General features: G+C 63.0%; 24 protein-coding genes. 15 read left to right on the forward strand and 9 right to left on the reverse strand.

All coding sequences use genetic code 11. The features are described from left to right. The first annotated feature begins 2 nt into the window (after positions 1 to 2). The 6 genes from E3U23_RS09985 to wecB all read left to right on the forward strand — a co-directional run bounded on the left by E3U23_RS09985 (position 3) and on the right by wecB (position 5,505). Complete coding sequence (locus E3U23_RS09985; RefSeq protein ID WP_279351094.1) at positions 3 to 1,232, forward strand: murein hydrolase activator EnvC family protein; 1,230 nt, start codon at positions 3 to 5, stop codon at positions 1,230 to 1,232. An 82-nt stretch (positions 1,233 to 1,314) separates the two neighbouring features. Beyond that, positions 1,315 to 2,655 (forward strand): S41 family peptidase, encoded by a 1,341-nt coding sequence (locus tag E3U23_RS09990; protein ID WP_279351095.1) that lies wholly within the window; start codon positions 1,315 to 1,317, stop codon positions 2,653 to 2,655. Positions 2,656 to 2,671: 16 nt separating this feature from the next. Next, positions 2,672 to 3,154, forward strand: coding sequence for a disulfide bond formation protein B (locus E3U23_RS09995; protein WP_279351096.1), 483 nt, complete (start codon positions 2,672 to 2,674; stop codon positions 3,152 to 3,154). Then, a complete protein-coding gene (locus E3U23_RS10000; protein WP_279351097.1) occupies positions 3,151 to 3,678 on the forward strand; it encodes a demethoxyubiquinone hydroxylase family protein in 528 nt (175 codons plus the stop codon). The genes E3U23_RS09995 and E3U23_RS10000 overlap by 4 nt, the downstream gene beginning before the upstream one ends. 63 nt (positions 3,679 to 3,741) lie before the next feature. Further along, complete coding sequence (locus E3U23_RS10005) at positions 3,742 to 4,365, forward strand: hypothetical protein (protein WP_279351098.1); 624 nt, start codon at positions 3,742 to 3,744, stop codon at positions 4,363 to 4,365. Between the two features lie 24 nt (positions 4,366 to 4,389). Then, complete coding sequence (wecB, locus tag E3U23_RS10010) at positions 4,390 to 5,505, forward strand: non-hydrolyzing UDP-N-acetylglucosamine 2-epimerase (protein WP_279351099.1); 1,116 nt, start codon at positions 4,390 to 4,392, stop codon at positions 5,503 to 5,505. Here the strand turns inward: wecB and E3U23_RS10015 are convergent. The 4 genes from E3U23_RS10015 to E3U23_RS10030 are packed head-to-tail and all read right to left on the reverse strand — an operon-like array spanning position 5,502 to position 9,316. Beyond that, complete coding sequence (locus E3U23_RS10015) at positions 5,502 to 6,500, reverse strand: GDP-mannose 4,6-dehydratase (protein ID WP_279351100.1); 999 nt, start codon at positions 6,498 to 6,500, stop codon at positions 5,502 to 5,504. The genes wecB and E3U23_RS10015 overlap by 4 nt on opposite strands. Beyond that, positions 6,500 to 7,309 carry an enoyl-ACP reductase FabI gene (gene fabI / locus E3U23_RS10020; protein ID WP_279351101.1) on the reverse strand — a complete coding sequence of 270 codons (810 nt, stop codon included), beginning with the start codon at positions 7,307 to 7,309 and terminating at the stop codon, positions 6,500 to 6,502. Before fabI ends, E3U23_RS10015 begins: the two co-directional genes overlap by 1 nt. Beyond that, entirely contained in the window at positions 7,306 to 8,328 is a 1,023-nt protein-coding gene (locus tag E3U23_RS10025; RefSeq protein WP_279351102.1) for a YihY/virulence factor BrkB family protein, read from the reverse strand. Before E3U23_RS10025 ends, fabI begins: the two co-directional genes overlap by 4 nt. A 1-nt stretch (position 8,329) precedes the next feature. Beyond that, positions 8,330 to 9,316 (reverse strand): DnaJ C-terminal domain-containing protein, encoded by a 987-nt coding sequence (locus E3U23_RS10030; protein WP_279351103.1) that lies wholly within the window; start codon positions 9,314 to 9,316, stop codon positions 8,330 to 8,332. A gap of 82 nt (positions 9,317 to 9,398) precedes the next feature. On the opposite strand from E3U23_RS10030, the gene pdxH reads away from it, so the two are divergent. From pdxH to E3U23_RS10045, 3 genes are read left to right on the forward strand one after another with little or no spacing between them, the layout of a single operon-like run. Beyond that, positions 9,399 to 10,019 carry a pyridoxamine 5'-phosphate oxidase gene (gene pdxH, locus E3U23_RS10035; RefSeq protein ID WP_279351104.1) on the forward strand — a complete coding sequence of 207 codons (621 nt, stop codon included), beginning with the start codon at positions 9,399 to 9,401 and terminating at the stop codon, positions 10,017 to 10,019. Next, positions 10,016 to 10,948: a cation diffusion facilitator family transporter gene (locus E3U23_RS10040; RefSeq protein WP_279351105.1), complete on the forward strand. Its 933-nt coding sequence runs from the start codon at positions 10,016 to 10,018 to the stop codon at positions 10,946 to 10,948. Before pdxH ends, E3U23_RS10040 begins: the two co-directional genes overlap by 4 nt. After that, the gene (locus E3U23_RS10045; protein WP_279351106.1) at positions 10,948 to 11,757 is read left to right on the forward strand and encodes a PhzF family phenazine biosynthesis protein; all 810 of its coding nucleotides are present in this window, start codon (positions 10,948 to 10,950) and stop codon (positions 11,755 to 11,757) included. The genes E3U23_RS10040 and E3U23_RS10045 overlap by 1 nt, the downstream gene beginning before the upstream one ends. Here E3U23_RS10045 and E3U23_RS10050 read toward each other — a convergent pair. After that, positions 11,733 to 12,875 (reverse strand): serine hydrolase domain-containing protein, encoded by a 1,143-nt coding sequence (locus tag E3U23_RS10050; RefSeq protein WP_279351107.1) that lies wholly within the window; start codon positions 12,873 to 12,875, stop codon positions 11,733 to 11,735. The genes E3U23_RS10045 and E3U23_RS10050 overlap by 25 nt on opposite strands. Before the next feature lie 64 nt (positions 12,876 to 12,939). Here E3U23_RS10050 and E3U23_RS10055 point away from each other — a divergent pair, with 64 nt between their 5' ends. Continuing rightward, on the forward strand, positions 12,940 to 13,248 hold the full coding sequence (locus E3U23_RS10055) for a hypothetical protein (protein ID WP_279351108.1): 309 nt from the start codon (positions 12,940 to 12,942) through the stop codon (positions 13,246 to 13,248). A 21-nt stretch (positions 13,249 to 13,269) separates the two neighbouring features. Here E3U23_RS10055 and mnmA read toward each other — a convergent pair whose 3' ends face one another. Next, a complete protein-coding gene (gene mnmA, locus E3U23_RS10060; protein WP_279351109.1) occupies positions 13,270 to 14,424 on the reverse strand; it encodes a tRNA 2-thiouridine(34) synthase MnmA in 1,155 nt (384 codons plus the stop codon). 410 nt (positions 14,425 to 14,834) lie between these two features. On the opposite strand from mnmA, the gene E3U23_RS10065 reads away from it, so the two are divergent. From E3U23_RS10065 to E3U23_RS10085, 5 genes are all read left to right on the forward strand, one after another. After that, positions 14,835 to 15,134, forward strand: a complete 300-nt coding sequence (locus E3U23_RS10065; RefSeq protein WP_279351110.1) for a DUF1153 domain-containing protein — start codon at positions 14,835 to 14,837, stop codon at positions 15,132 to 15,134. 139 nt (positions 15,135 to 15,273) lie between these two features. Then, positions 15,274 to 15,540: a GlsB/YeaQ/YmgE family stress response membrane protein gene (locus E3U23_RS10070; RefSeq protein WP_279351111.1), complete on the forward strand. Its 267-nt coding sequence runs from the start codon at positions 15,274 to 15,276 to the stop codon at positions 15,538 to 15,540. Between the two features lie 215 nt (positions 15,541 to 15,755). Then, positions 15,756 to 16,967: an efflux RND transporter periplasmic adaptor subunit gene (locus tag E3U23_RS10075; protein WP_279351112.1), complete on the forward strand. Its 1,212-nt coding sequence runs from the start codon at positions 15,756 to 15,758 to the stop codon at positions 16,965 to 16,967. Beyond that, a complete protein-coding gene (locus E3U23_RS10080; RefSeq protein WP_279351113.1) occupies positions 16,964 to 20,467 on the forward strand; it encodes an efflux RND transporter permease subunit in 3,504 nt (1,167 codons plus the stop codon). The genes E3U23_RS10075 and E3U23_RS10080 overlap by 4 nt, the downstream gene beginning before the upstream one ends. A 68-nt stretch (positions 20,468 to 20,535) precedes the next feature. Beyond that, positions 20,536 to 21,744 (forward strand): DUF445 domain-containing protein, encoded by a 1,209-nt coding sequence (locus tag E3U23_RS10085; protein ID WP_279351114.1) that lies wholly within the window; start codon positions 20,536 to 20,538, stop codon positions 21,742 to 21,744. Between the two features lie 17 nt (positions 21,745 to 21,761). Here the strand turns inward: E3U23_RS10085 and E3U23_RS10090 are convergent, their stop codons facing one another. The 3 genes from E3U23_RS10090 to E3U23_RS10100 are packed head-to-tail and all read right to left on the reverse strand — an operon-like array spanning position 21,762 to position 24,422. Further along, complete coding sequence (locus tag E3U23_RS10090; protein ID WP_279351115.1) at positions 21,762 to 22,661, reverse strand: energy transducer TonB; 900 nt, start codon at positions 22,659 to 22,661, stop codon at positions 21,762 to 21,764. Positions 22,662 to 22,720: 59 nt separating this feature from the next. Continuing rightward, positions 22,721 to 23,653, reverse strand: coding sequence for an electron transfer flavoprotein subunit alpha/FixB family protein (locus E3U23_RS10095; RefSeq protein ID WP_279351116.1), 933 nt, complete (start codon positions 23,651 to 23,653; stop codon positions 22,721 to 22,723). A gap of 22 nt (positions 23,654 to 23,675) precedes the next feature. Further along, positions 23,676 to 24,422 (reverse strand): electron transfer flavoprotein subunit beta/FixA family protein, encoded by a 747-nt coding sequence (locus E3U23_RS10100; RefSeq protein WP_279351117.1) that lies wholly within the window; start codon positions 24,420 to 24,422, stop codon positions 23,676 to 23,678. Positions 24,423 to 24,703 lie beyond the last annotated feature (281 nt).

A 24,703-nucleotide genomic window follows, 5' to 3' on the forward strand; every position in this document is an offset into this window, starting at 1 on the left:
TCATGAAAGGTCTGGTGCCGATCCTGATTGGTGGCGCGCTTCTGGCGGGCGCAGCGAGTGCCGTGTCGCAAGCGCCCGCACCTGCCCGGTCGACCATTGCCGGAGAAGCCGGCCGCGCCACGCTCGAGGCCGGGCTTCGCGATGCCCGGGCACGTCAACGCGCCGCGCAGCAATTGGCGGAACGCTTCGAACGAGAGACCGAAGGGGCGGAGCGTAGCGCCGAGAACGCGCTGCAGGCCGCAGCGGCGCTCGCGGCCCGGGTTCAGCAATCGCAGGCCGCCATCGAAGCGGCCGAAGCCGAGATCGCCTTGATCGATCGCGAGCAGGCAGTGCTTCGCCGAGGCATCGCAGAGCGGCGCGCCCCTCTCCTGCGGCTGACGGCCGCCCTGCAGACCATGGCCCGGCGACCGGTAACGCTGTCCCTCCTCCAACCGGGTACGCTTCAGGATGTCGTCCATACTCGTGCCGTGCTGGCCAGCGCCGTCCCGGAGATCCGGCAGCGCACCGCCGGCCTCCGGGCGGAGATGGACCGGGCCGCAACGCTTCGGCGGCAACGAAGCCGATCCTACATCGCGCTCCAAGAGGCGGAAGCGGAACTCAATGCGCGGCGCCGCGACCTTCTGGCGCGATCGGAGCGTGAACGTCTCGCGGCCCTACGATCCAGCGGAAGCGCGGCGCGCGAACGGACGCGGGCGCTGGCGCTTGCGGAAGAGGCCCGCGACCTCGATGGCCTGCTCGGACGTTTCGATGCGGACAATGCTCTGAAAGCGCGTTTGGCCGCCCTGCCCGGTCCTCTTCCCCGACCGGTCGATCCGACCAGGCCGGGAAATGCCGCAACCGCGAATTTACGAAGCGCGCCGCCGGTCGCCAGCCAATCCGCCATTCGCCTGCCGGTCGCCGGGCCCATCGTGACCGGTTTCAATGAAGTCGGTGCAGGCGATGCCCGCAGTTCGGGCCTAGAGATTGCCGCGTCGCCCGACGCGCAGGTCGTATCGCCTGCAGCGGGGCGGATCGTGTTCGCCGGGCCCTACAGGGGCTACGGGTCCATCGTGATCATCGAACATGCCGGCGGCATGACCAGCCTCATCACTGGCCTTGCCGATGTCGGCGTGGCTGTGGGACAGACGGTCGGCGATGCCTTCCCGCTCGGCACCGCCGCAGGGAATTCGCCGGTAGGGCTGGAGCTGAGACGCGGCGGCATCCCGGTCAACCCGATCGACTTCCTTCGCTGAGACGGGCGCGAAAAGCAGTGCGCGACTCATCTTTCATTCACCCCCGATGCGCGATAAACCGCAATCCAACGAAGGAACCTGCATGAAGATCGCTGCATTCGCCCGTTCGGCCGCACTCGTAACCGCGGTTGCGCTCATTCCCGCGACCACGTCGGGCATGGCGCAGGTCGATGCCAAAGCGGGACCGGAATTCGGCAAGCTGTTCGCGGTGTATCAGCGGATCAAGGCGAATTACGTCGAGACGGTCGACGACGACGTGCTGATCAAGGGCGCGATCGGCGGCATGCTCGCCGCGCTCGATCCGCATTCCAGCTATCTCGACGGCAACGATCTCGAACGGCTGGAGACGATGATCGACGGGAATTATTCGGGTCTCGGCCTTTCGGTCGTGGACGATGACGGCGCGGTCAAGGTCATCTCGCCCTTCAAGGGCAGCCCGGCGGACAAGGCGGGCATCAAGGCCGGGGACTTCATTACCCATCTCGACGGGCAACTGATCTACGGGCTCGAACTCGACGAGGCGGTCGCGCGGATGCGCGGCGAAGCCGGCACCAGCATCCAGCTCACCGTATTCCGTCCGGGCCGCGACGAACCGCTCGAACTCGACGTGACGCGCGGTGTGATCGAACTCGAACCGGTCACGTGGGAATTGCAGGACGGCAATATCGGCCACATTTCGGTGAACGAATTCTCGCGCGACGTCGGCGCCGACGTGTTCGGCGCGTGGAAGGACTTGCAGACGAAGGCGAGCGGACGGCTGAACGGGCTCGTGCTCGACCTGCGGCAGAATCCTGGTGGCTCGCTCGACGAAGCGGTGGCGCTCTCCGACCTGTTCCTCACCAAGGGGCAGATCGTAAGCCAGCGCGGCCGGACGAAGGGCGAGACGATCACTTACGATGCGGAAACGATGTTCCGCGGCGACATCGCCAACGGTCTGCCGATCGTAGTGCTGATCGACGCGGGTTCCGCCTCGGCCAGCGAGATCGTCGCCGGTGCGTTGCAGGACCATCGCCGCGCGGTCGTGATGGGCGAGCGCAGCTTCGGCAAGGGCAGCGTCCAGTCGCTCTTGCCGCTGGGCCGCGATGCCGCCCTCAAGCTTACGACGGCGCGCTACTATACGCCGTCGGGCCATTCGGTGCAGGAAGGCGGGATCAAGCCCGATATCGCGGTGCCGCAGCTCAGCGATCCGGATCTGGCACGCCGCGCGAAGTACCAGATGCGCGAAAGTGATTTGCGCGGACATCTCGTCAACGAGATCGGGCTGGAAGACGACAAGCTTACCGGCGACCTGAAGGACGATCCGCGCTTCCAGGTCACGGCAGAGGAATTGAAGGCGCAGGGCGTGGAAGATTTCCAGCTGAAATATGCCCTCGACACGTTGCGGCGCGCCTCGACCACCAAGGTGGCGGCGCGCGCGAAATAGCGCTATCCGACCGGGCATGACGGCAAGTCCCTCCGTGCGGCTGGCCCAAGGGCTGGCGCTGGCGATACCCGCCCTGCTTCTGGGCGGCGCATATATTTCGCAATATGTGTTCGGCCTCTACCCGTGCGAGATGTGCTGGTGGCAGCGTTGGCCGCATTTCGCCGCCGTGGGGCTGGCGCTTCTGTCGTTTCCGCTGAGGCCGACGAAGCTCTTCGTCGCGCTTGCCGCCGGAGGTATCCTCACGTCCGGACTGATCGGCGGATTCCATGCAGGCGTGGAATACGACTGGTGGGAAGGGGTCACCTCCTGCGCTGCGACGGCGAAGCTTGCGCCAGGGCAGAACGCGCTCGATGCGATCATGAATGCCCCGGTCGTGCGCTGCGACGAAGCGCCGTGGACCTTGTTCGGTATCAGCTTGGCCGGGTTCAATTTCCTCATCTCGAGCGTTGGAGCATTGGCCATCTTCTGGTTGCTGGCAAAGGAGCCGCGAAACCCATGAGCAGGAATTCCGATCACATCGCGCGCATGATCCGCGTCGACCAGGCGGGCGAATTCGGCGCAACGCGCATCTATGCAGGTCAGCTTGCCGTGATGGGCGATCGCGGACCGCACTCGTCCGAAATCGCCGGCATGGCCGAGCAGGAAGCCGGCCATCGCGCAAAATTCGATGCCTTGATGGCGCAGCGCGGGGTTCGCCCCACGCTGTTGCAACCGTTCTGGGATCGGGCCGGCTTCGCGCTTGGCGCCGTGACGGCACTGATCGGACCCGAAGCGGCGATGGCCTGCACCGCCGCGGTCGAAACCGAGATCGACGATCATTATTCGCAGCAACTCGACGCGCTGCGCGACAGCGAGGAAGACGAGGAACTCGCGGACATGATCGAGGAGTTCCGCGAGGACGAGCGCGAGCACCGCGATGCGGCATTGGCGGCAGGGGCGGAAAAGGCCCCGGCCTATCCAGTCCTTTCCGGGATCATACGGCTCGGGTGCCGCGCCGCGATCAAGATTACCGAACGGATCTGACAGGAACAAAGCGACGACTTGGCGCGCTTCACCAAGCGTTCACTGCGCTTGCTCCTAATTCGAATGCGCCGCCACGAAATCGAGGACACCATGCTGAAATTCGCTTTGCCTGCCGCCCTTGCCGCCACCGGCCTTGCCGTTCCTGCTGCCGCGCAACAATCGGTAGAGACAGGCGACGACAGCTACAACATGGTTATCGTCTATGGCGATGATGCCTGCCCGGAAAGCACGGCGGATGTCATCGTGGTGTGCGCGCGCAAGGCGGAAGGCGAGCGTTATCGCATTCCCGAAGCGCTGCGTTATTCGGACAATCCGGCAAATCAGAGCTGGGCCGAGCGGGTGGAAAGTTTCGAAATGGTCGGGGCATTCGGCACGATGTCATGCTCGCCAGTGGGGGCAGGCGGCTTCAGCGGCTGTACTCAGGAAATGATCCGTGAGGCCTACGCAGACAAGGACGCCGCTCCGACTGTCCGCTTTTCGCAGATCATAGAAAACATACGGCAAGATCGCCTTGCAACCATCGACGAGGACGCGGCTGCGACGCAGCGCGATGTCGAAATGATCGAGCGCGAATACATGCAGCGTCTCGAGCGGGAACGCGCGGCGGAATTGCCGGACGAGGCGGGTCAGACGCCGCCGACTGGCGAGCCGCTCGCGGTTCCGCCTGCCAATGCTGGAGACGAATAGACTTCTGGGCTAACGCCCGACCCTATGAAAATCCTCACGGTTTTCGGGACCCGGCCCGAAGCCATCAAGCTCTTCCCGCTACTTCATGCCCTGCGCGACGATCCGCGCTTTGAGAGTCGCGTGTGCGTTACGGCGCAGCACCGAGAGATGCTCGATCAGGTGCTCGCCTTTGCCGGTATCGTCCCCGACCACGACTTAGGATTGATGCGCGATCGCCAGTCGCTCGATACGTTGAATGCGCGTATACTGGTCGAGGTCGGCGGCGTTCTCGAGGCGGAACGGCCCGATTGGGTGGTCGTACAGGGTGACACCACGACGGCATTTGCGGCGGCGCTCGCCGCGCACTACCACCGTATACCGGTCTGCCATGTAGAAGCGGGCCTGCGCAGTGGCGATCTCGCCAATCCGTGGCCGGAAGAAATGAACCGCCGCGCCATCGCCACCTTCGCCGCATTGCATTGCGCGCCGACCGGTCTCGCAGCCGACAATCTGGTGCGAGAAAGCATCGAGCGGGAGCGCATCCATATCACCGGCAATACGGTTATCGATGCCTTGTTGTGGGCGCGAGAGCGGGTACGCGAGGCTCCGGAATCGACCCGGATCATGCGCGAGCTTGAACGCCGATTTGAAGGCCGCAGGATCGTCCGCATATCCGCGCACCGGCGCGAGAATTTTGGTCATATGCGTGAAATCGCTTCGGCCATCCGGCGGTTGTCGCAGAGGGACGATCTCGCGATTGTCTTCCCAGTTCATCGCAACCCTGCCGTGCGCGACGTCATGCAGGTTGAGCTTTCGGGACTGGATAACGTCGCGCTTATTGACCCGCTCGATTATCCGAATTTCGTGCGCCTCCTCGATATCGCCCATCTTATGCTGACGGACAGCGGCGGCGTGCAGGAAGAAGCGCCCGCGCTCGGAACCCCGGTGCTGGTGATGCGCGAGACGACCGAACGGCCCGAAGCGATCGCGGCGGGTACGGCGCGGCTGGTCGGTACCGACCCGGAAAGAATTGTAAACGAGGTGACGCGGCTGCTCGACGATTCCGAAACGCATGCCGCCATGGCGAGCGCGCACAACCCCTACGGCGACGGCCAAGCCGCATCGAGGATTTGTGACTTGCTGAAGGAGGCGCCGCGCTAACGGGCGTGGTAGTCGCGGAACCATTCGACGAAGCGGGGAACGCCTTCGTCAATGGAGACAGACGGCGCATAGCCAAGATCGTCCCTGATTGCATCGACATCGGCATAGGTCTTCTCGACATCGCCCGGCTGCATCGGCAGCATCTCGATTTCCGCCTCGCGCTCGCAAGCCTGCTCGATCAGCTCGATGACGCGGGTGAGCTTCTCGCTGCGATTGTTGCCGATATTGTAGAGCGCATGGGGTTTCACGCTCCCGCCGGCCTTTGGCGCGTCGTCGTCCTTCGGCGGGTTGTCGATGCAGGCGACCACGCCATTGACGATGTCGTCAATAAAGGTGAAATCGCGCCACATCTCGCCATTGTTAAACACTTTGATCGGACGCCCATCGAGGATCGCATCGGTGAACAGCCACATCGCCATGTCAGGCCGCCCCCAGGGGCCGTACGCGGTGAAGAAGCGCAAACCGGTGAGAGGGATGCGATAGAGGTGGGCATAGGTCTCGCTGATGAGTTCGTCGGCGCGCTTCGTGGCGGCATAGAGGGAGACCGGATGATCGACCCTGTCCTCCACCGCAAAGGGTAGTTTGTCGTTCCCGCCATAGACCGAGGATGAGCTGGCATAGACCATCGGCAAGCCTCCGCGGTGCCGTGCGATCTCGAGTAGATTCACATGCCCCATCAGGTTCGAAGCGACATAGGCGCGCGGGTTTTCGAGGCTGTAGCGTACCCCGGCTTGCGCACCGAGATGGACGATGGCGTCGAACGCTTCGTCGCCCAGCGTTTCGTTTAGCGCGGTGGCGTCGGCAAAGTCGGCCTGGCGAAAGTGGAACCGGCCCTCGCCTGCCTGCTCGACGTTGCGCACGCGGTCTTCTTTCAGCGAGACCTGATAGTAGTCGTTGAGGCTGTCGATCCCCAGCACCTCGTCGCCCCGTGCGCACAGGCGGCGGGCGAGGGCAGCGCCGATGAAGCCCGCCGCGCCGGTGACGAGGACCCGCATCAACCCTTGTCGAGCGCGATGTCGGGCGCGTCTTCCTGCTTCATACCGACGACGTGATAGCCCGCATCGACGTGGTGCGTTTCGCCCGTCACCCCGCTGGAAAGGTCGGAAAGGAAATACAGCCCAGATCCGCCGACATCTTCGATGGTCACGTTCCGGCGCAGCGGCGAATTCAGCTCGTTCCATTTAAGGATGTAGCGGAAATCGCCGATGCCGCTGGCCGCCAGTGTTTTGATCGGGCCGGCGCTGATCGCGTTCACGCGGATGTTCTGCGGGCCGAGATCGTTGGCGAGATATTGCACGCTCGTCTCCAGCGCGGCCTTGGCCACGCCCATGACGTTGTAATGCGGGATTACCTTCTCCGCGCCGTAATAGGTCAGCGTGAGGATGCTGCCCCCGTCGGGCATCATTGCCGCCGCTCGTTTCGCTACCGCGACGAGGCTGTAAGCGGAGATGTTCATCGTCATCAGGAAGTTGTCGAGGCTGGTATCGACATATTTGCCGCGCAATTCGTTCTTATCGGAAAAGCCGATGGCGTGGACGACGAAATCGATCGTCTCCCAGCGATCCTTCAGCGTGTCGAACGCGGTGTCGAGGGCATCCATGTCGGACACGTCGCATTCGAAAATGAAGTCGCTGCCGAGCTGTTCGGCCAGCGGGCCGACGCGCTTCTTCAACGCTTCGCCCTGATACGAAAAGGCGAGCTCGGCGCCCTGTTCGCCCAGCTTCTTCGCGATGCCCCAAGCCAGCGACTTGTCGTTGGCAAGGCCCATGATCAGACCCCGCTTGCCCGCCATCAACCCGCTCATGCCGTATCCTTTTCCAATCTGATCTCGTGTTCCAGTTCGTCGCGCCGCCGGTTGTCTTCCTGCCCGATGAAGTTGATCTCCTCTTCGGGCGTTTCCGCAACGGCGGCGTTCAATTCAGCGCCGATAACCACACCCAGCCCGACAAGCCAGAAGAAGAACAGCGCAATCATGATCCCCGCAAGACTGCCATAGGTGAGGTCGTAGGTGAAAAAGCTGCGCAGCACGATCGGGAGCAGGGTCGTCACCGCGATCCACCAGACGGTGGTGAACAGGACGCCTGGCCATTTGGGATACCGGCGGGTGCGATAATTCGAGGGCGTCAAGGTGTAGAATATGAGGTAGAGCGAACCGAACAGGCCGAAGGCCGGCACGATCCGGGCAAGGCGCAGGTCGGAGACGATATCGGCCAGTTGCGGGAAATACGCCTCGATCACCTGCTGCGCCGTCCCGATGACGACCTGCGCGATGAGCGACAGCATCAAAAGCAGCACCGCGCCGATGATCACCCCGCTCGACAGCAAACGGTATTTCCAGAACGCATGGGTCATTTCCGTCCCGTAAGCGCGGCGCAGGATGTCGCGAATACCTTCGATCAGGCTACCGACGGTCCACAGCGCGACGAATGCGCCCGCCCACAGAAGCCATCCGCTGCGTGCTTCGATCACCCCCCGCGCGACCGGTTCGATCACGTTGCCGACTATCGGCGGCAGGGCGAAGAGAATGGCATTGATCGTTGCCGCCCGTTCGCTCTCCTCGCCCACCAGGGAGAACAGCGCAGCGCCGAGTATAAAAAACGGGAAGATAGAGAAGATCGCAAGATAGGCGAGATTGCCGGCGTGGATGAACCCATCGTTGAACGTCCCGATGGCAACCCGTTTGACGACCTCCCACGCCTTAGTGCCCGGACCTACCTTATCGACCACGCGGCCGCGAAACGTCTCGGCCTCCCTTCGCCGCGCTTCGGGCGTGAGGGAGCGGACTTCGCGGTCTTCCGGATTGGGAAGCTTGGGTTCAGGCAATCTATGCCCCGAGGTTGCTCCGTGGGTCGCTTTCGTCCTTCCACCCATCGAGGCGCTTGGCAAGCTCCGCGAGGTCGGACGGCAGCTGGATCTCCAGCGTTACCAGCTGGTCGCCCCGCGTGCCGTTCTTGCGCGTGAAGCCCTTGCCCTTGAGGCGCAGCGTGCTGCCGCCATTCGTGCCGGGTTTCAGCGTCATCATGACAGGACCATCGACCGTCGGCACGCGGACCTTGCCGCCGTTCACCGCCTCATCGAGGGTGATCGGCAAGTCGAAACGCACATCGTCGCCCTCGCGCCGGTACAGTTTATGACTGTCGACCGAGATGGTGACCAGCCCGTCGCCCGGGCCCGCCGGTCCCTGCTCGCCCTTGCCTTTGAGGCGCATCTGGGTGCCGTCCTCGACGCCGTTGGGCAATTTCAGATCGATCGTCTTGCCGTCGGCAAGGGTGATCCGCTGCGGGGCGAGCGTGGCGGCATCGATGAACGAGACGCGCAGTCGGTACCCGATATCCGCGCCCTTTTGCGGCGGGGGCGGGCGGCGACCGGTCCCAGCCTGTCCGAACGGGCTGCCGCCGCCGGGCCGCGCGCCGCCGCCGCGTCCACCGAACAGCCCTTCGAAGATATCGCCGAGATCGACTTCTTCCGCGCCTGCTCCGCCGCCGAAACCCTGGAAATCCTCCGCGCGAAAGCCGCGCTGGTTGCCCGCCCCGCCGCCGAAGCCGCCGCGATGGCCACCGCCGCCCATCCCGGCGAAGGGGTTAGTCGGATTCCCTTTCGCATCGATTTCGCCGCGGTCGAACTGCGCGCGCTTGTTCTTGTCGGAAAGAAGGTCGTAGGCGTTGGTGACCTGGCTGAACCGCTCGGCCGCTTTCGGATTGTCCGTGTTGCGGTCGGGGTGCAGCTCTTTCGCCAGCTTGCGATAAGCGCTCTTGATCGCTTTCTCGTCCGCCGTGCGGGCAACGCCAAGAGTGGTATAGGGATCGGCCATACCGTGTTAGCTAGGTGCAACGCCGCAGGCGCGCAAGCTTGGCGCTTTCGTATTGCGTAAGGGCAGGATAGAGCCACGCATCATGGACCACGAAAGCGCCATTCCGCAAAGCGATCCGTTCTCACTGTTCGAAATCTGGTTCGGGGAAGCCAAGGCGAGCGAGCCTAACGATCCCAATGCCATGGCGCTTGCCACGGCGACCCCTTCGGGCCGCCCTTCGGTGCGCATGGTTCTGTTGAAGGAACGCGGGCGCGAGCTCGGCGAAAACGGCGGTTTCGTTTTTTATACCAATGCCGAAAGCCGTAAGGGCGAGGAAATTCGCGCCAATATGCATGCTTCACTGCTGTTCCACTGGAAGAGCCTGCGCCGGCAAATCCGGATCGAAGGGCCGTTGGAGCAGGTAAGCGAAGGCAGGGCCGATGCCTATTTTCACTCGCGCCCGCTCGACAGCCAGATCGGCTCCGCTGCGTCCGACCAGTCGCGCACCCTTGCGGACCGTCAGATCTATGTTGACCGGGTCGAAGCCTTGCGCGAACGCTACGAAGGGCAGGATGCCATCCCTCGCCCCCCGCACTGGACCGGTTTCCTACTGACGCCCGAGCGGTTCGAATTCTGGATGGACCGGCCCAACCGCCTGCACGACCGCCGCCATTTCACCCGCGACGAGAACGGCGGTTGGGACAATACGCTGCTCTATCCGTGACCGACGAACGCGCCTCCCTCACCCGGTCCGCCGCGCTCGCTTCGATGGGCGTCGCGATCCTGTTGATCGGCCTCAAGAGCTGGGCATCGTGGCGCACCGGATCGACGGCGATGCTGGGCAGCCTAGCCGACAGCGCGCTTGACCTTGTCGCCAGCGGCGTGACCCTGTTCGGCGTGTGGTTCGCCTCGCAGCCGGCGGACCGCGAACACCGTTTTGGCCACGGGAAGGCCGAAGCTCTGGCGGCGATAGTTCAAGTCATGCTGATCGCCGTATCAGCTTTCGGCATCGCGGCACGGGCCATCTCACAACTGGCGAACGGGACGCAGACCGCGGCGGCGGGCGACGGCATTCTCGTATCGGTCATCGCGATCGTCGCCACCTTCGCGCTGATCGCATGGCAACGGCACGTCATCCGGCGGACGGGTTCGGTGGCGATCAAGACGGACAGCGTGCATTACCAGTCCGACCTGCTGCTCAATCTCGGCGTGATCGCGGCGCTGGTACTCGACCAGTATCTCGGTTTCGGACTTGCCGACCCGCTGTTCGGCTTGGCCATCGCCGCGTGGCTCGCCTGGGGCGCATGGTCGGCGGCGGGGGAGGCGGTGGACCAGTTGCTCGATCGCGAGTGGCCGGACGACAAGCGACAGGCTTTCGTAGAGGCGGCGGCGCTGCATCCCGAGCTTTCGAACCTGCACGACCTCAGAACCCGGACGAGCGGGGCGCATGATTTCGCGCAATTCCATGTCGATCTACCGGGCGGCATGACGGTCGAGCAAGCGCACGATATTATCGACCGGGTCGAAGCGGATTTATGTCGCAAGTTTCCCGGCACGGAACTGCTCATCCATATCGACCCGGAAGGTCATATCGACGAACCCGGAAATATGCTCGTCGAGGAAGATGAATTTTCCCGATTGGAGAAAGACTGATGTCCGCTTTGCCGTATTGGCACGTCGATGCCTTTGCCGATGCACCGTTCAAGGGCAATCAGGCCGCCGTGATCCCGCTGGAAAGCTGGCTCGACGATGCTGTGCTGCAGGCAATCGGCGAGGAGAACAATTTCGCCGAAACCGCCTTTCTCGTTCCGGACGATAGCGGGGAAGCGGATTACGAATTGCGCTGGTTCACACCGACGAGCGAGGTTCGGATGTGTGGCCACGCGACGCTGGCGAGCGGCCACGTCATCCTGAACCGCGATGGCGGCGATCGGGTTACGTTCCGCACACGGCACGCCGGCATTCTCGAAGTCCGCCGTGCCGAAGCCGACTACGAACTCGCCCTGCCGACCAGCACCGTTGCCGAACGAGACGTACCGGGCTTGCTATCGGCACTGGGCTGCGAAGCGCGGGTGTTCGATACGGTGGAGGGCACGGAGGAAACGACGATCGTTCTCCTCGAAAACGAAGCCGCGGTGCGTGCGCTCTCCCCAGATATGCGCGCCTTGGAAAAGATCGACCGCATGGCGATCTGCACTGGGCCCGGCGACAGCACGGACGTCGTCAGCCGCGTATTCGTGCCCGCTTGGGGCGTACCGGAGGACAGTGTAACCGGTTCGGCCCATTCCGTCCTCGCGCCGTTCTGGGCGGAGCGATTAGGACGAGATAGCTTCACCGCGCACCAAGCGAGTGCGCGAGGGGGCGATCTGACCGTAAGGCTTGAGGGTGACCGGGCATGGCTCGGCGGACCATGTGTCACCGTGGTCGAGGGGACATTCTACCTGTCCGAGCGAACCGGATAGAGCTCAACGATATCGGCGAGTTCCTGCAACATCGCCTTGCGCTGCGCCGCATCGGAGTGGCCAAGCCTTACGATGGTCAGCCCCTGTTCGGGCGAAACCAGGACATATTGTCCCATATGCCCGATCATCGCGAACATCGAATCGGGTGCGCGATCCGGGAAGAGCGGGTGCTCCGCCTCGCTATCCTCCAACGGCCGGTTGAGCCAGGTCTGCAAACCGTATTGGGGGCTCGCCGGGCTCGGGGTCGTCATTTGTGCCACCCAGCTGCGCGGCACCAATTGCTCGCCGCGATGGCTGCCCTTGCGCCGCAGCAATTCGCCGAGCTTCGCCCAGTCGCGCGCATCGGCATGGATCAGGCTGCCGCCGATCAGCGTCCCGCTGCGGTCAAATTCCGGTACGACTGAATCCATCCCGAGCGGATCGAACAGCCGCGCCTTCAGGTAATCTGCGACGACTTGTCGCCGCGTGTCGGGATCGGCGCTGCGCGTGAGGGTGCGGGCGGCGATATCGGCGAGGATGACGGTGGTGTTCGACGAATATTCGAACTGTTCGCCCGGCTCCGCTTCCAGGGGCTGGGCGGTGGCATAATCCGCCATATCGTCGCGCCCGTCGAGGAACAGCATCCGCACCTCTCCGCTCTCGTAAAGGGGATCGCTTGCCTCGCTATGCTCCAGCCCGCTGCGCATCTGGAGCAGGTGCCGAAGGGTGATATCGGCGCGCGGATCGCCGCTGCGCTGCCAGCGCGGTTCGGGCGCGGGCATGTCGAGCTGCAACAGACCATCGCCGACCAGCATGCCGATCATCACTGCGGTGAGCGTTTTCGACATCGACCAACCGATGAACCGCGTGTCCGCATCATAGCCCGCGCCGTAGCGTTCCGCCGCGATCTCGCCATCGTGCATTACAATTAGCGCGCGCGTTTCGCCTACGCCTTCGGCGGTAAACACCTCGTCCACCGCGCGGGCGAGCTGGTCCTTCGGGGCGCCTGCATTCCCGGTTACGGCGGCAAGTGCCTCCTCGCTCAGCGGGGGCGGCCCTTCGGCTTCGGGGGTGCCGCAGGATACAAGACTTGTGGCCGCCAGTATGCTGGCGATAAGGGGGCGGGGCCGCGACATCATGCGGTCCACTCGCACGAGGAAATCCCGGTTGGCAATGGCGAAAACCCGCTCAAGCTCGCGCACCGTGTTACCATGGCTCCTGCTCGTGCTGGCGATGGCCGCGGTGCTCGCATGGCTCGAGTGGGGCGAAGGTCTGCGCCGCACCGGCGCGGCAGGCTCCGCCTATGCCGCCAGGGTCGCCTGTTCGTGCCGCTTTGTGGCGGGACGCAGCCTCGACGATTGCGCGAAGGACAAGCTCGAAGGCATGGAGCTCATCCGCTTGAGCGAAGACGAGGATGCCAAGAGCGTGACCGCGTCGATTCCGTTCGTGGTCTCGGACACCGCGCGCTTGCGCGAAGGCTATGGTTGCGTCCTCAAGGAGTGGGAAAGCTAAGTTCGCCGGTATCGGAATCGGTCAGTTTGCAGGGGCGCGGGTCTGATCGATCCATCCGCCGCCGACGACACGTTCGCCCGCATAGATGACGGCGGCCTGACCCGGCGCCACACCGAATTCGGGGCTTTCGAAGACGAGCGAGCAGTCTTGTCCGTCACCGAGCTGACCGTCCAATGTAACAGGCACCGGCTTCGCTAGGCTGCGTACCTTGGCCGTCAAAGGCACATCCGGCATCGGACCGATACGATTTGTTTCGGTAAGGCGCGCCTCGCACACGGCGAGCAGACGCTTGGGGCCGACCACGACCTTCGCATCGCCAGCGTCTATGCCGACGACATAGAGTGGTTCGGGCTGCCCCCCGATCTCCAGACCCCGTCTCTGGCCGACCGTGTAGTGGATCACCCCTTTGTGCTCACCGAGCGTATCGCCCGTTTCGGCATGGACGATCGAGCCGGGCCGCGCGCCTTCGGGCCGCAGACTGCGGACGATCTTGGCGTAGTCGCCGTCGGGTACGAAACAGATATCCTGACTATCGGGCTTTGCGGCATTGCGCAGCCCGGCGGCCTCGGCGAGTTTGCGTACTTCGGTCTTCGGCATTCCGCCAAGCGGGAAACGCAGAAAATCGAGCTGCTCCTGCGTGGTGCCGTAGAGGAAATAGGACTGGTCGCGCGCCGGATCGCAGGCGCGGTGCAGTTCGGACCCCGCTGGCCCGACGATCCGCCGCACGTAGTGTCCCGTTGCAAGACAGTCCGCGCCCAATTCGCGCGCCATCGTCAGCAAATCGACGAATTTCGGACCCATGTTGCACTTGATGCAGGGCACCGGCGTGCGCCCGGCGAGATATTCGTCCGCAAAGCTCTCGACGACGGTTTCGCGGAACGCGCTTTCGTGATCGTGGACGTAGTGCGCAATGCCGAGGCGGTCGGCGACCTGCCGCGCATCCTGGATATCGTCTCCTGCACAGCAAGCACCCTTGCGCCCGGTCGCCGCACCATAGTCGTAAAGCTGCAGGGTTATGCCGATGACTTCCGCGCCCGTGCGCGCAGCCAGCGCCGCGACGACCGACGAATCCACCCCGCCCGACATGGCGACCACGATACGGCACTGCGTCGCAGGACGAGGCAAGTCGAAAAGTGCCGCGGCGTCGGCGGCTGCGAGATCGCGAGTTTCAAGCATGACGGCTTATTACACGGACGCGGCGCCCCTTGCCAGTGATGTCCCCGAATACGGTGATCCACCAATGCTCAGGTTTCACAATCTTTTTACCATGCGCGCCTAAGACTGGCGGCCATGTTCGAGGGAAAGATAAAAAAACAACTCGAATCGGGTCGGCACGGATGCGGGAGCCTGCAATCGTTTCGCTGGACCGATCTCGTAGCGAAACTATCGGCGACACGCGACCTGCGCGAGGAATGCACGCGCAGCGATAGTGGGCGGTTCGAGAATTTTGCGCAGTCGCGGCGAAACGAACCGGACGAGAGTCAACGGTCCTTTAACTACCGGGGCCTAAGAAGCGAGGACGGAAACGATTCAGGGACGAGCGACATCGCGAGCAGGCAGGCATTGCGAGGCGATCGAGAAACACGATGATTGAAAACCAGGACATTCGACCCGCACAGGTTATCGGCCCTCTCGGCGAACCCTTGACGATTGCGGACCTGCCATCGCCGAAGACGAAGCGCTGGGTCGTGCGCCGCAAGGCGGAAGTGGTAGCCGCGGTGAATGGCGGCTTGCTTACGATCGACGAGGTACTCGAGCGCTATGGTTTGACGCTTGAGGAATTCGCGTCCTGGCAGCGCGCGGTCGATCGTTCCGGTATGCAAGGGCTGCGCGTCACGCGAATCCAGCATTACCGCGACCTGTACGAACGCCAGCTCAAATACTGATCCATCCGGAGCGGGCTTCAGGGAACCAAGCCCACTTTCAACCGCTCGACCCTCCACCGGCAGCTTCGCCGGGGAACCGTCCTGTCACTCCGCCCGTTGCATGGCGGTAAGGTGGACGGGGGTAACAGGAGGATCCGTAATGGGTTGGATTATCGCAATCATCGTCGGCGGCGTCGCCGGCTGGCTCGCGAGCATGGTTATGAACCGTGACGCATCGATGGGTATTATCTGGAATATTATCGTCGGCATTATCGGTGCCATTATCGGCAACTGGATTGCCGGTGCCCTGTTCAATGTTCAGGGTAGCATTCAAGAGTTCAGCCTGACCGGGTTCATTATCGCGATCGTGGGCGCAATCGTGCTACTCGCGATCGTCAATCTCGTTCAACGCGGACGCGTGCGGTAACGCAGCAAACCGATACCGTTTGAAAGCGGCGTGGAGTGATTCCGCGCCGCTTTTGCGTTTGCCGCGCTGCAACGCGTTGGTCCGATAGTCTCACGCCTCCGTCGAAGCGGGTTTGCCGCTTCGGGCCGAACGGGTATATCGCCATCATACACCCGCACTTGTCACTCGTGTAATAACTGAGTAATACACCTGATGCGGTTACAGGGCATGGCGATATGACTTACGAAACGGGCATCGATACCGACAAGGGCAGGCCGCTCGACATCGCGCTGGGCGACGAGCCGGCGGATGTCGACGAACGTCCGCGCACCAACCGCCGGACGTGGATCGTCGGCGGGATCGTGATCCTCGCCGTGTTCCTGGCGCTTCTTGCCTATTATCTGTCGAGCCAGGGCGGGGCGGCGGAGACGGAGAATGGTAGTGCCGACCAGGTACCGACCGTGTCGGTCGTGGCGCCGGGTCGCACCACCGTCGAGGGGGAGATCACCGCCACCGGCACGATCGCGGCGCGGCGGGAATTGCCCGTCGGTGTCGTCGGAGAAGGCGGCCGTGTGGTTTCCGTGCCCGTCGATGCTGGCGACTGGGTGAGGCAGGGGCAGGTGCTTGCCGTCATCGATCGCTCGGTCCAGAATCAGCAGAGCCAGGCGGCAACCGCACAGATCCGCGTCGCACAGGCGGATGCCGATCTTGCGCAAGCCAACCTCGATCGCGCGCTGAAGCTGGTGGATCGCGGTTTCATTTCCGATGCCGATGTCGACCGGCTGACCGCGACGCGCGATGCCGCCGTTGCCCGGGTCCGCGTTGCGCAGGCGCAGGCGGGTGAACTCAACGCCCGCAACGCGCGGCTTAATATTACGGCACCCGCCGCCGGTCTCGTCCTGTCGCGCGACGTCGAGCCGGGTGCCACCGTCGGCGCGGGATCGGCCCCGCTGTTCACCATCGCGCAGGGCGGCCAGATGGAACTTCTGGCGCGGCTCGGCGAGAACGAGCTCGCACGCGTCAGTGCGGGCGCGATGGCGCAGGTAACGCCGGTGGGAACCGACAAGACCTTTACCGGGCAGGTCTGGCAGATCGCCCCGACAATCGATGCGCAGGATCGGCAGGGGACTGCGCGCATCGCCCTGTCCTACGCGCCGGAATTGCGCCCGGGTGGATTCGCCAACGCCGTGCTTCGCAGCGGGACGGTAGTTGCGCCGATCCTGCCAGAAAGTGCTCTCCAATCCGACGATGAGGGCAGCTACGTCTATATCGTCGGGCAGGACAATACGGTTGCTCGGCGCCGCGTGACGCTAGGCAATGTTACGCCAGACGGTATCGTCATCGCGGACGGCCTGAACGGGCAGGAGCGGGTGGTGCTGCGCGCCGGCGGCTTCCTCAATGAAGGCGACACGGTAAAGCCATCGCTCGAGCGCGCTGCCGCCCGATGAATTTTCGCAACATCTCCGCATGGTCGATCCGCAATCCGATCATACCGATCGTTTTGTTCATCGCCTTGCTGCTTGGCGGGCTGATCAGCTTTTCCCGCATGGAAATCCAGAACCAGCCGGATATCGAGTTTCCGGCTGTCACGGTCCAGATTTCGCAGCCGGGCGCCGCACCGACGGAGATCGAGAACCAGATCACGCAGCAGGTGGAATCCGCCGTGCGGTCGGTCGAGGGCGTCAAGAACCTCAATTCCACCGCCAGTGAAGGTTCGTCCTACACGACGGTCGAATTCGAAATCGGCACCGATATCGCGCAGGCGGTCAACGAGACCGAGACGGCCATTGCGCAAATTCGCGGCCAATTGCCGGACGGCATTCTCGAGCCGCGCATCGACCGGCAGCAGACCTCGTCCGAACCCATCGGCTATTTCGCGGTCAGTGCGCCGGATATGACGCTGGAACAGCTGAGCTGGTTCGTCGACGATACGGTCATCAAGCGCCTGCTTGCTGTCGATGGTATGGCCGATGTCGGGCGGGCCGGCGGGGTCGACCGCGAGATTCTCGTCATCCTCGATCCGCAGCGCATGCAATCGCTCGGCGTCACCGCCAGTCAGATCAACGCCGCCCTGCGCCAGAGCAACGTCAATGCAGCGGGCGGTCAGGCCGAAATCGCCGGATCGCGCCAGTCGGTCCGCGTCTTGGGCAACGCCGATACCGCCTATGATTTGTCCCAGACCCAGGTCTCGCTGGGCGCCGGGCGGACCATCAAGCTCGCCGCCGTGGCCGATGTCAGCGACAGTTTCGGCGAGATAACCTCCATCAGCAAGATCGGCGGCCGCCAGGTCGTCACCTTCAGCATCTCACGTTCGCGCGGCGCATCGGACGTCAGCGTATACGATGCGGCGATCGCCGAGATGGACGCCATTGCCGAGGAAAATCCCGGCATCGAATTCAACCAGCTCTTCACGTCGGTCGATTACACGAAGGCGCAATACGAAAGCTCGATGGCGGCAATGATCGAGGGCGCGATCCTCGCCGTGGTCGTCGTGTTTTTCTTCCTTCGCGACTGGCGTGCGACCTTCATTTCCGCGCTCGCCATTCCCCTTTCCGCCATTCCGACCTTCTGGGTGATGGATCTTCTCGGTTTCACGCTGAACCAGCTCTCGCTGCTGGCGCTGGGGCTGGTCGCCGGTGTGCTGGTGGACGATGCCATCGTCGAGATCGAGAACATCGTGAGGCACATGCGGATGGGGAAAAGCGCCTATCAGGCATCGATCGATGCGGCCGACGAGATCGGCCTGCCGGTCGTCGCTACGACCTTCTCGATCGTGGCGGTGTTCTTCCCGGTTGCCCTGATGCCGGGCGTCTCCGGGCAATTCTTTAAGAATTTCGGCCTGACGGTCGTCGCCTCCGTGCTGATGTCGCTTCTGGTCGCGCGAATGATCACGCCGATGGTGGCAGCCTATTTCCTCAAGGCGCAAGGCCACGCCTCGCACGGCGAGGGCCCGCTGATGGACAGGTACGAGCGGCTGCTGCGCTGGACCCTCGATCGCGGCGAAACGGACCGGCGGCGCGGCTTGCTCGACGCGGCGCCCTTCCAATGGACCTTTGCGGTTGGCGGCATTGTCCTGTTTTCGTTGATCGCCATCGCGTGGATGGGCGGCGTCGGCGGGACGATCGTTGTTTTCAATCGCTTTCTCGGCGGAATGATCGATATCGATACGTGGAAGGCGGGGCTCGGCTTCCTCCCCGACATCATCGCGCAACTCATCGGCTTCTTGATCGCCTTTTCGATCATGCTCCTCCTCCTCGCTGCCGCCTTCGCAGTAGGGTGGGTGACCGCTGCCGCGGTCGCACGACTGCTGGGCGGAGTAAGCATGGCGGGCGGGCGATCGTTCGGGCGCTGGTTCCGTTACCGGCGCGACCGGTTCGGCGCGCGGCTGCGCGACCATCGCGTCTGGATGCTCGGCATCGGGATCGCGGCCCTTATCCTCACCGGCATGATCGGCGCGGCGCTTCCCGGACAATTCTTCCCCGACACGGACGGCGAATCGAGCCGGGTGCGCATCGAGATGGTGCCGGGCACCACGCTTGCGCAGACAGAGGCGGTATCGGACCGGGTCACGGCTATCGTCAACGAAGATCCCGACGTGATCGACGTACTCCAGCGGATCGACGAAGGTGCTTCGCGCCTGTTCATCACGCTGAAGGACGATCGGGTGAAGACCCAGCAGGAATTCGAGCGTCTGCTGACTCCGCGCTTCCAGAGCATTCCCGATGCGCGCGTCACCTTCCAGTCCAACCAGGGCGGCGGCGGAACCGGACGCCCCATATCGGTCATGCTGTCAGGCAGCGACTCCGCCGAGCTCAACCAGGCGGCGTCTGTCCTCGTCGAGCAGATGCGCGGCATACCTGGCATCATTGCGCCGCGGATCGAGGCGGACTTGCAGCGGCCCGAAATCGTCATCACACCCCGCCTCGATCTCGCTGCGCAGCTCGGGGTAACGACGTCGGCGCTCAGCCAGACCATCCGGATCGCGACATTGGGCGACATCGACCAGAATGCCGCGAAGTTCTCGCTATCCGACCGACAGGTGCCGATCCGGGTCCGCTTGCCGGAAAGTTCGCGCTCGGACATTTCGACGATCGAGAACCTTCCCGTTCCGACCGCCACCGGCGGTTCGGTCCCTCTGTCGCGCGTCGCCGCTATCAGCTTCGGCTCAGGACCTACGCAAATCCAGCGCTATAACCAGAACCGCCGGATTTTCGTCGGGGCCGATCTTGCGCCCGATGCGGCCAAAGGCGATGTCGATGCGGCGGTCCAGCGATTGCCGATCATGCAGAACCTGCCCACCGGAGTGTCCAACGCGCCGTTCGGGCAGGACGAGTGGCAGGAGGAAATGCTGACCAATTTCCAGACTGCGCTGTTCGCCGGAATGCTGCTGGTCTTCGCGGTTCTGGTCCTGCTGTATCACCGCTTCGTGTCGCCGCTGGTCAACATGACGTCGCTGCTGCTTGCCCCGCTCGGCGGCCTCATCGCCATCTGGGCGATCGGTCAGCCGCTCTCCATGCCGGTGTTCATCGGCACGCTGATGCTGTTCGGTATCGTCGCGAAGAACTCGATCCTGCTGATCGATTTCGCGGTGGAGGAAATGGAAGCCGGGGTGCGCAAGGCCGAAGCGATCGTGGATGCCGGTCGCAAGCGCGCCCAGCCGATCGTCATGACGACCGTCGCGATGACGGCAGGCATGGTTCCGACGGCGCTCAGCCTGTCCGGGGACGGCGCATGGCGTGCGCCCATGGGAACGGTGGTGATCGGCGGGCTGACCCTATCGACCTTGCTCACTCTCTTGATCGTGCCGGCCGGGTTCAGTTTGGCTGACGGGTTCGAGAAGCGGCTCGGGCCTTGGCTGCGCGAGCGGTTTTTGACTTACCGGCCTGGCGACGAGGCCTGGCAATCGGCACCGGGGGGCCGAGAGGTCGGGATCGATCCCGCCGAGTGAGCGCTGCCTGATATATGGCAGGGCGCGGCGAGATTTCCGATAAGGCGACTACGGATCGCGCGCGGACGATGCGTCGCGCGGCTACGGCGATGCTGCTGCTCATGGCGGCGGTGTTCGTTCTGTCAGGGCGCTATCTCGCCGTTCATCCCGCTTGGGGCTATGTCCATGCTTTCGCCGAAGCGGCGATGGTAGGCGGGTTAGCGGACTGGTTTGCGGTGACCGCCTTGTTCCGTCGCCCGCTAGGCCTCCCGATCCCGCACACCGCGATCATCCCGGAAAACAAGGACCGGATCGCGGATACGATGGCCAGTTTCCTACGCGACAATTTCCTGACCCCCGCTGTCGTCGCCCGGCGGATGAGTGCGATGAACCTGGCGGGTGCGGCCGGAGCCTATCTCGCGGACCCGAAGCTTGGCGAGAACAGCCGCATTCGTGCAGGAGCCAGCGAACTCGCCGTCGAAGTCCTGGAATCGCTCGATCCGCAGCGGCTCGGTACCCAGGTTCGCACAGGTCTCGCCGCGCAGCTCGAAAAGCTAGAGGTCGCGCCGCTCCTCGGCACGATGCTGGACGCCATGATCGCGGATGGACGGCACCGCGTGCTGATCGACCGGATCATACGCTGGGCAGGCCTCGTGCTGGAAGACAACGAGGATATGGTCCGCACCATGGTGCAGCAGCGGGCCAACGCCCTGCTCCGTTTCACCGGGCTCGACGAGCGGCTGGCGAACTCTGTGCTCGACGGGTTGTACAAGCTGCTCGCCGAGGTACTGATCGACCAACAGCATCCCCTCCGCATGAAGATCGAGGAGGGCCTCGTTGGCTTGGCGAGCGGCCTACGGACCGATCCCGAAATGCAGGCGAAGGTCGAGCGGATGAAGAACGATCTGATCGCCAATCCCGCCGTTGCCGACTGGTGGCAGGGCGTGTGGGAGCGCATACGCGCCAACCTCATTTTCAGCCTGCGCAACCCGGGCGATGGGGGAGGGCGCTATCTGACCGAAACGCTGGCCGAACTTGGCCGCGCGCTAAGTGCCGATCCGCGTCTGCAACTGCAGGTCAACCGGTTTGCCCGCCGCACTGCAGTCGGCATCGCCTCGCGCTACGGCGACCAGATCGTGCGGCTTGTTTCCGAAACCGTGCGCCGCTGGGATGCGCGCACCATCACCGACCGGGTTGAAAGCGCCGTAGGCCGCGATCTGCAATTCATCCGCATCAACGGGACGCTGGTCGGCGGGCTTGTCGGCGTGACAATCCATTTATTGGGTGTTATCCTTTGATTTGTCCCGTTCAACGCCTAATCAGTGTGGTATCGAACGGTCTGGGAAGCAACTGATCGAACAGGCTTACCTTTCGCATCGACTGCGGGGTCAAATTCCGCGTATTTCTCCATGGTTTCGCAGGCGAAATTGTCGAAATTTTCGGCTTTGGTCTGATGGATCGCGATGCACCTCTCCACCTTTCCATCGGCGCCGACAATAATCTTGAGGTTCATGATCGCATCTTCGCCGCGCTGCTCGGCTGCCTTGGGATAGTGCTGAAGGAGGCGCTGGGCAACGCGTTCCATGTTCCGGGACCGCGGTCCTTGGACTGCATTGCCCAACTTTTCGACATCGATACCCCAAAAAGCATAAAGGTCTTTTGTACAGGTATTCAGCGCTTCGAAGGCCGCTTTCATGTTTCCGGTGGCTAATCGAACGGTACGATCTCTACGTGAAAAACTCACATGATCGATTTTCTCACCCGCCATCGCATCGAGCGACATGAATGTCCGTAATGGCACATCGGATGAATTTTGCTCATCATTGGGGATGAGGGGTTTGTAACCGATCCCGGTCAGAGCGTTTCCAAATTCTCCAAAATCGTAACTGCTTCGGCCATAGGAATCGCTACGCCCGAATTTTTGTTCGGGAAAAGTACCGAAGGAAACGCCAATGTTGCGAGCAGAGCCTAATCTCTCGATAAGACCACCAGCAACCAGCCAAGTGAAAGTATTGGATGGACTGGTTTGCTCTATGTAGAAAATCGTCTTGTCTTCTTCGGTCCCGAACAAACGCGCAAGGCGACAGCGATATTCACCAAAGTCAAGGTTCCAATTGCCGTTAGGCTCAAGGGTGACGACACCCTCTTGTGCATAGACCGGCGATGCGAATGACAGCGTCACTGCTGCCGACGCCGATATGAGACGAAAAACCATCAAAAAAAACCTCCCCAAGCAAACACTGGGGAGGTTATCATGTTGGTTCATATCGTAAACTAAAGTTTCTCGGTCAACTCCGGCACCGCCTTATAAAGGTCGGCGACTAGCCCAATATCCGCGACCTGGAAGATCGGGGCATCTTCGTCCTTGTTGATGGCGATGATAACCTTGGAGTCTTTCATGCCCGCCAGATGCTGGATCGCTCCGGAAATGCCGACCGCGATGTAGACTTCCGGCGCCACGATCTTGCCTGTCTGGCCGACCTGATAGTCGTTCGGCACGTAACCTGCGTCCACCGCCGCGCGGCTTGCGCCCACGCCCGCGCCGAGCTTGTCGGCAAGCGGCATGATGATTTGCTCGAAAGTCTCGCTGTCTTTCAGGGCGCGGCCACCCGACACAATGATGTTCGCGCTCGTCAGTTCGGGGCGGTCGCCGCCTTCGGCGATGTCCTGACTGACGAAGGTGGAGAGGCCTGCATCGCCGGGGCCGGACACATCCTCGACCGAAGCCGATCCGCCTTCCGGCTCCGCCTTGTCGAACGCGGTGCCGCGCACGGTGATAACGAGCTTTGGGTCGGACGATTCGACCGTCGCGATAGCATTGCCGGCATAGATCGGACGGGTGAAGGTCTTGTCACCCTCAACCGAAAGAATGTCCGAAATCTGCATTACGTCGAGCAGCGCGGCGACGCGCGGTGCGATGTTTTTGCCGGTGGTGGTGGCAGGCGCGACGAAAGCGTCGTAGCCGTCCATGATCTGAGCCACCAGCGGCGCGACGTTCTCGGCAAGCTGGTGCTCGTAGGCCGCATCGTCGGCCTTCAGCACTTTCGCTATGCCGGCGATTTTCGCCGCCGCATCCGCCGCACCGCCGCAATTTGTGCCTGCGACCAGTGCGGTCACCTCGCCCAGCTTGCCTGCCGCCGTCACTGCCGCGAGCGTGGCATCGGCGACGGAATTGTTGTCGTGTTCGACCAGAACCAGAGTGTTCATGTCAGTATCCTTTCCGCGCGCCTCAGGCGACGCCCATCGATTTGAGCTTGGCGACGAGAGCATCGACGTCCTCGACCTTTTCGCCGGCCTGCCGGGTCGGCGGCTCGGAGACATTGGTCGTGGTCAGCCGGGTCGCAATGTCGACGCCGTAATCGGCGGGGCTCTTGGTATCGAGCGGCTTCTTCTTCGCCTTCATGATATTCGGCAGCGAAGCATAGCGCGGCTCGTTCAACCGCAGATCGGTGGTCACGATGGCCGGCATGGTCAGCTTGACCGTTTCGAGCCCGCCGTCGATCTCGCGCTTCACGGTGACGCTGTCGCCTTCGATCTCGACGGTATTGGCGAAAGTACCTTGCGGCCGACCCATAAGGGCGGCGAGCATCTGCCCGGTCTGGTTTGAATCGTCGTCGATCGCCTGTTTGCCGAGCATGACGAGGCCCGGCTGTTCTTCCTCGGCGATAGCTTTAAGAATCTTCGCAACGGCGAGCGGTTCTACTTCGTCATCCGTCTCCACCAAGATGGCACGGTCCGCGCCCATGGCGAGCGCGGTGCGCAGCGTTTCCTGCGCCTTTGCCGGGCCGATGCTGACAGCCACGATCTCTTCAGCGTTGCCGGCTTCCTTGATGCGGATCGCCTCTTCGACCGCGATCTCGTCGAACGGGTTCATGCTCATCTTGACGTTGGCGAGATCCACGCCAGAGCCATCGGCTTTAACGCGTGGTTTCACATTATAATCGATCACCCGCTTGACGGGGACGAGGATTTTCATGGGAGTACCTTCCTCTCGAATGCTGTGCGCACATCCCTAGCTTGCGTTTACGTAAACGTCAACTGGCGGAGATGCGCTTCGTTAATGAAAGGCGGGGCGCGGTCAGCCGTTCCCCCGCGAACAAAAAGAGAGGGCGGCACCCCTGTCGGAGAGCCGCCCTCGCAAACTACAGCCGAAGTGCGGTTGTCACGCCGCCTTCTTCACCTCGGCCACGATCTTCTTCGCCGCGTCGCCCAGATCGTCGGCGCTAACGATGGGGAGGCCGGAATTCTCTAGGATGT

The sequence above is a fragment of the Erythrobacter litoralis genome, from assembly GCF_029760855.1.
GTDB lineage: Bacteria > Pseudomonadota > Alphaproteobacteria > Sphingomonadales > Sphingomonadaceae > Qipengyuania > Qipengyuania litoralis_A.

What these genes read in the sequence shown, in the direction of transcription:
- E3U23_RS09985 (WP_279351094.1), top strand. Translation starts at nt 3, where the DNA reads ATGAAAGGTCTGGTGCCGATCCTGATTGGTGGCGCGCTTCTGGCGGGC.
- E3U23_RS09990 (WP_279351095.1), top strand. Translation starts at nt 1,315, where the DNA reads ATGAAGATCGCTGCATTCGCCCGTTCGGCCGCACTCGTAACCGCGGTT.
- E3U23_RS09995 (WP_279351096.1), top strand. Translation starts at nt 2,672, where the DNA reads ATGACGGCAAGTCCCTCCGTGCGGCTGGCCCAAGGGCTGGCGCTGGCG.
- E3U23_RS10000 (WP_279351097.1), top strand. Translation starts at nt 3,151, where the DNA reads ATGAGCAGGAATTCCGATCACATCGCGCGCATGATCCGCGTCGACCAG.
- E3U23_RS10005 (WP_279351098.1), top strand. Translation starts at nt 3,742, where the DNA reads ATGCGCCGCCACGAAATCGAGGACACCATGCTGAAATTCGCTTTGCCT.
- wecB (WP_279351099.1), top strand. Translation starts at nt 4,390, where the DNA reads ATGAAAATCCTCACGGTTTTCGGGACCCGGCCCGAAGCCATCAAGCTC.
- E3U23_RS10015 (WP_279351100.1), bottom strand. Translation starts at nt 6,500, where the DNA reads ATGCGGGTCCTCGTCACCGGCGCGGCGGGCTTCATCGGCGCTGCCCTC.
- fabI (WP_279351101.1), bottom strand. Translation starts at nt 7,309, where the DNA reads ATGAGCGGGTTGATGGCGGGCAAGCGGGGTCTGATCATGGGCCTTGCC.
- E3U23_RS10030 (WP_279351103.1), bottom strand. Translation starts at nt 9,316, where the DNA reads ATGGCCGATCCCTATACCACTCTTGGCGTTGCCCGCACGGCGGACGAG.
- pdxH (WP_279351104.1), top strand. Translation starts at nt 9,399, where the DNA reads ATGGACCACGAAAGCGCCATTCCGCAAAGCGATCCGTTCTCACTGTTC.
- E3U23_RS10045 (WP_279351106.1), top strand. Translation starts at nt 10,948, where the DNA reads ATGTCCGCTTTGCCGTATTGGCACGTCGATGCCTTTGCCGATGCACCG.
- E3U23_RS10050 (WP_279351107.1), bottom strand. Translation starts at nt 12,875, where the DNA reads ATGATGTCGCGGCCCCGCCCCCTTATCGCCAGCATACTGGCGGCCACA.
- mnmA (WP_279351109.1), bottom strand. Translation starts at nt 14,424, where the DNA reads ATGCTTGAAACTCGCGATCTCGCAGCCGCCGACGCCGCGGCACTTTTC.
- E3U23_RS10065 (WP_279351110.1), top strand. Translation starts at nt 14,835, where the DNA reads ATGATTGAAAACCAGGACATTCGACCCGCACAGGTTATCGGCCCTCTC.
- E3U23_RS10070 (WP_279351111.1), top strand. Translation starts at nt 15,274, where the DNA reads ATGGGTTGGATTATCGCAATCATCGTCGGCGGCGTCGCCGGCTGGCTC.
- E3U23_RS10075 (WP_279351112.1), top strand. Translation starts at nt 15,756, where the DNA reads ATGACTTACGAAACGGGCATCGATACCGACAAGGGCAGGCCGCTCGAC.
- E3U23_RS10080 (WP_279351113.1), top strand. Translation starts at nt 16,964, where the DNA reads ATGAATTTTCGCAACATCTCCGCATGGTCGATCCGCAATCCGATCATA.
- E3U23_RS10085 (WP_279351114.1), top strand. Translation starts at nt 20,536, where the DNA reads ATGCGTCGCGCGGCTACGGCGATGCTGCTGCTCATGGCGGCGGTGTTC.
- E3U23_RS10090 (WP_279351115.1), bottom strand. Translation starts at nt 22,661, where the DNA reads ATGGTTTTTCGTCTCATATCGGCGTCGGCAGCAGTGACGCTGTCATTC.
- E3U23_RS10095 (WP_279351116.1), bottom strand. Translation starts at nt 23,653, where the DNA reads ATGAACACTCTGGTTCTGGTCGAACACGACAACAATTCCGTCGCCGAT.
- E3U23_RS10100 (WP_279351117.1), bottom strand. Translation starts at nt 24,422, where the DNA reads ATGAAAATCCTCGTCCCCGTCAAGCGGGTGATCGATTATAATGTGAAA.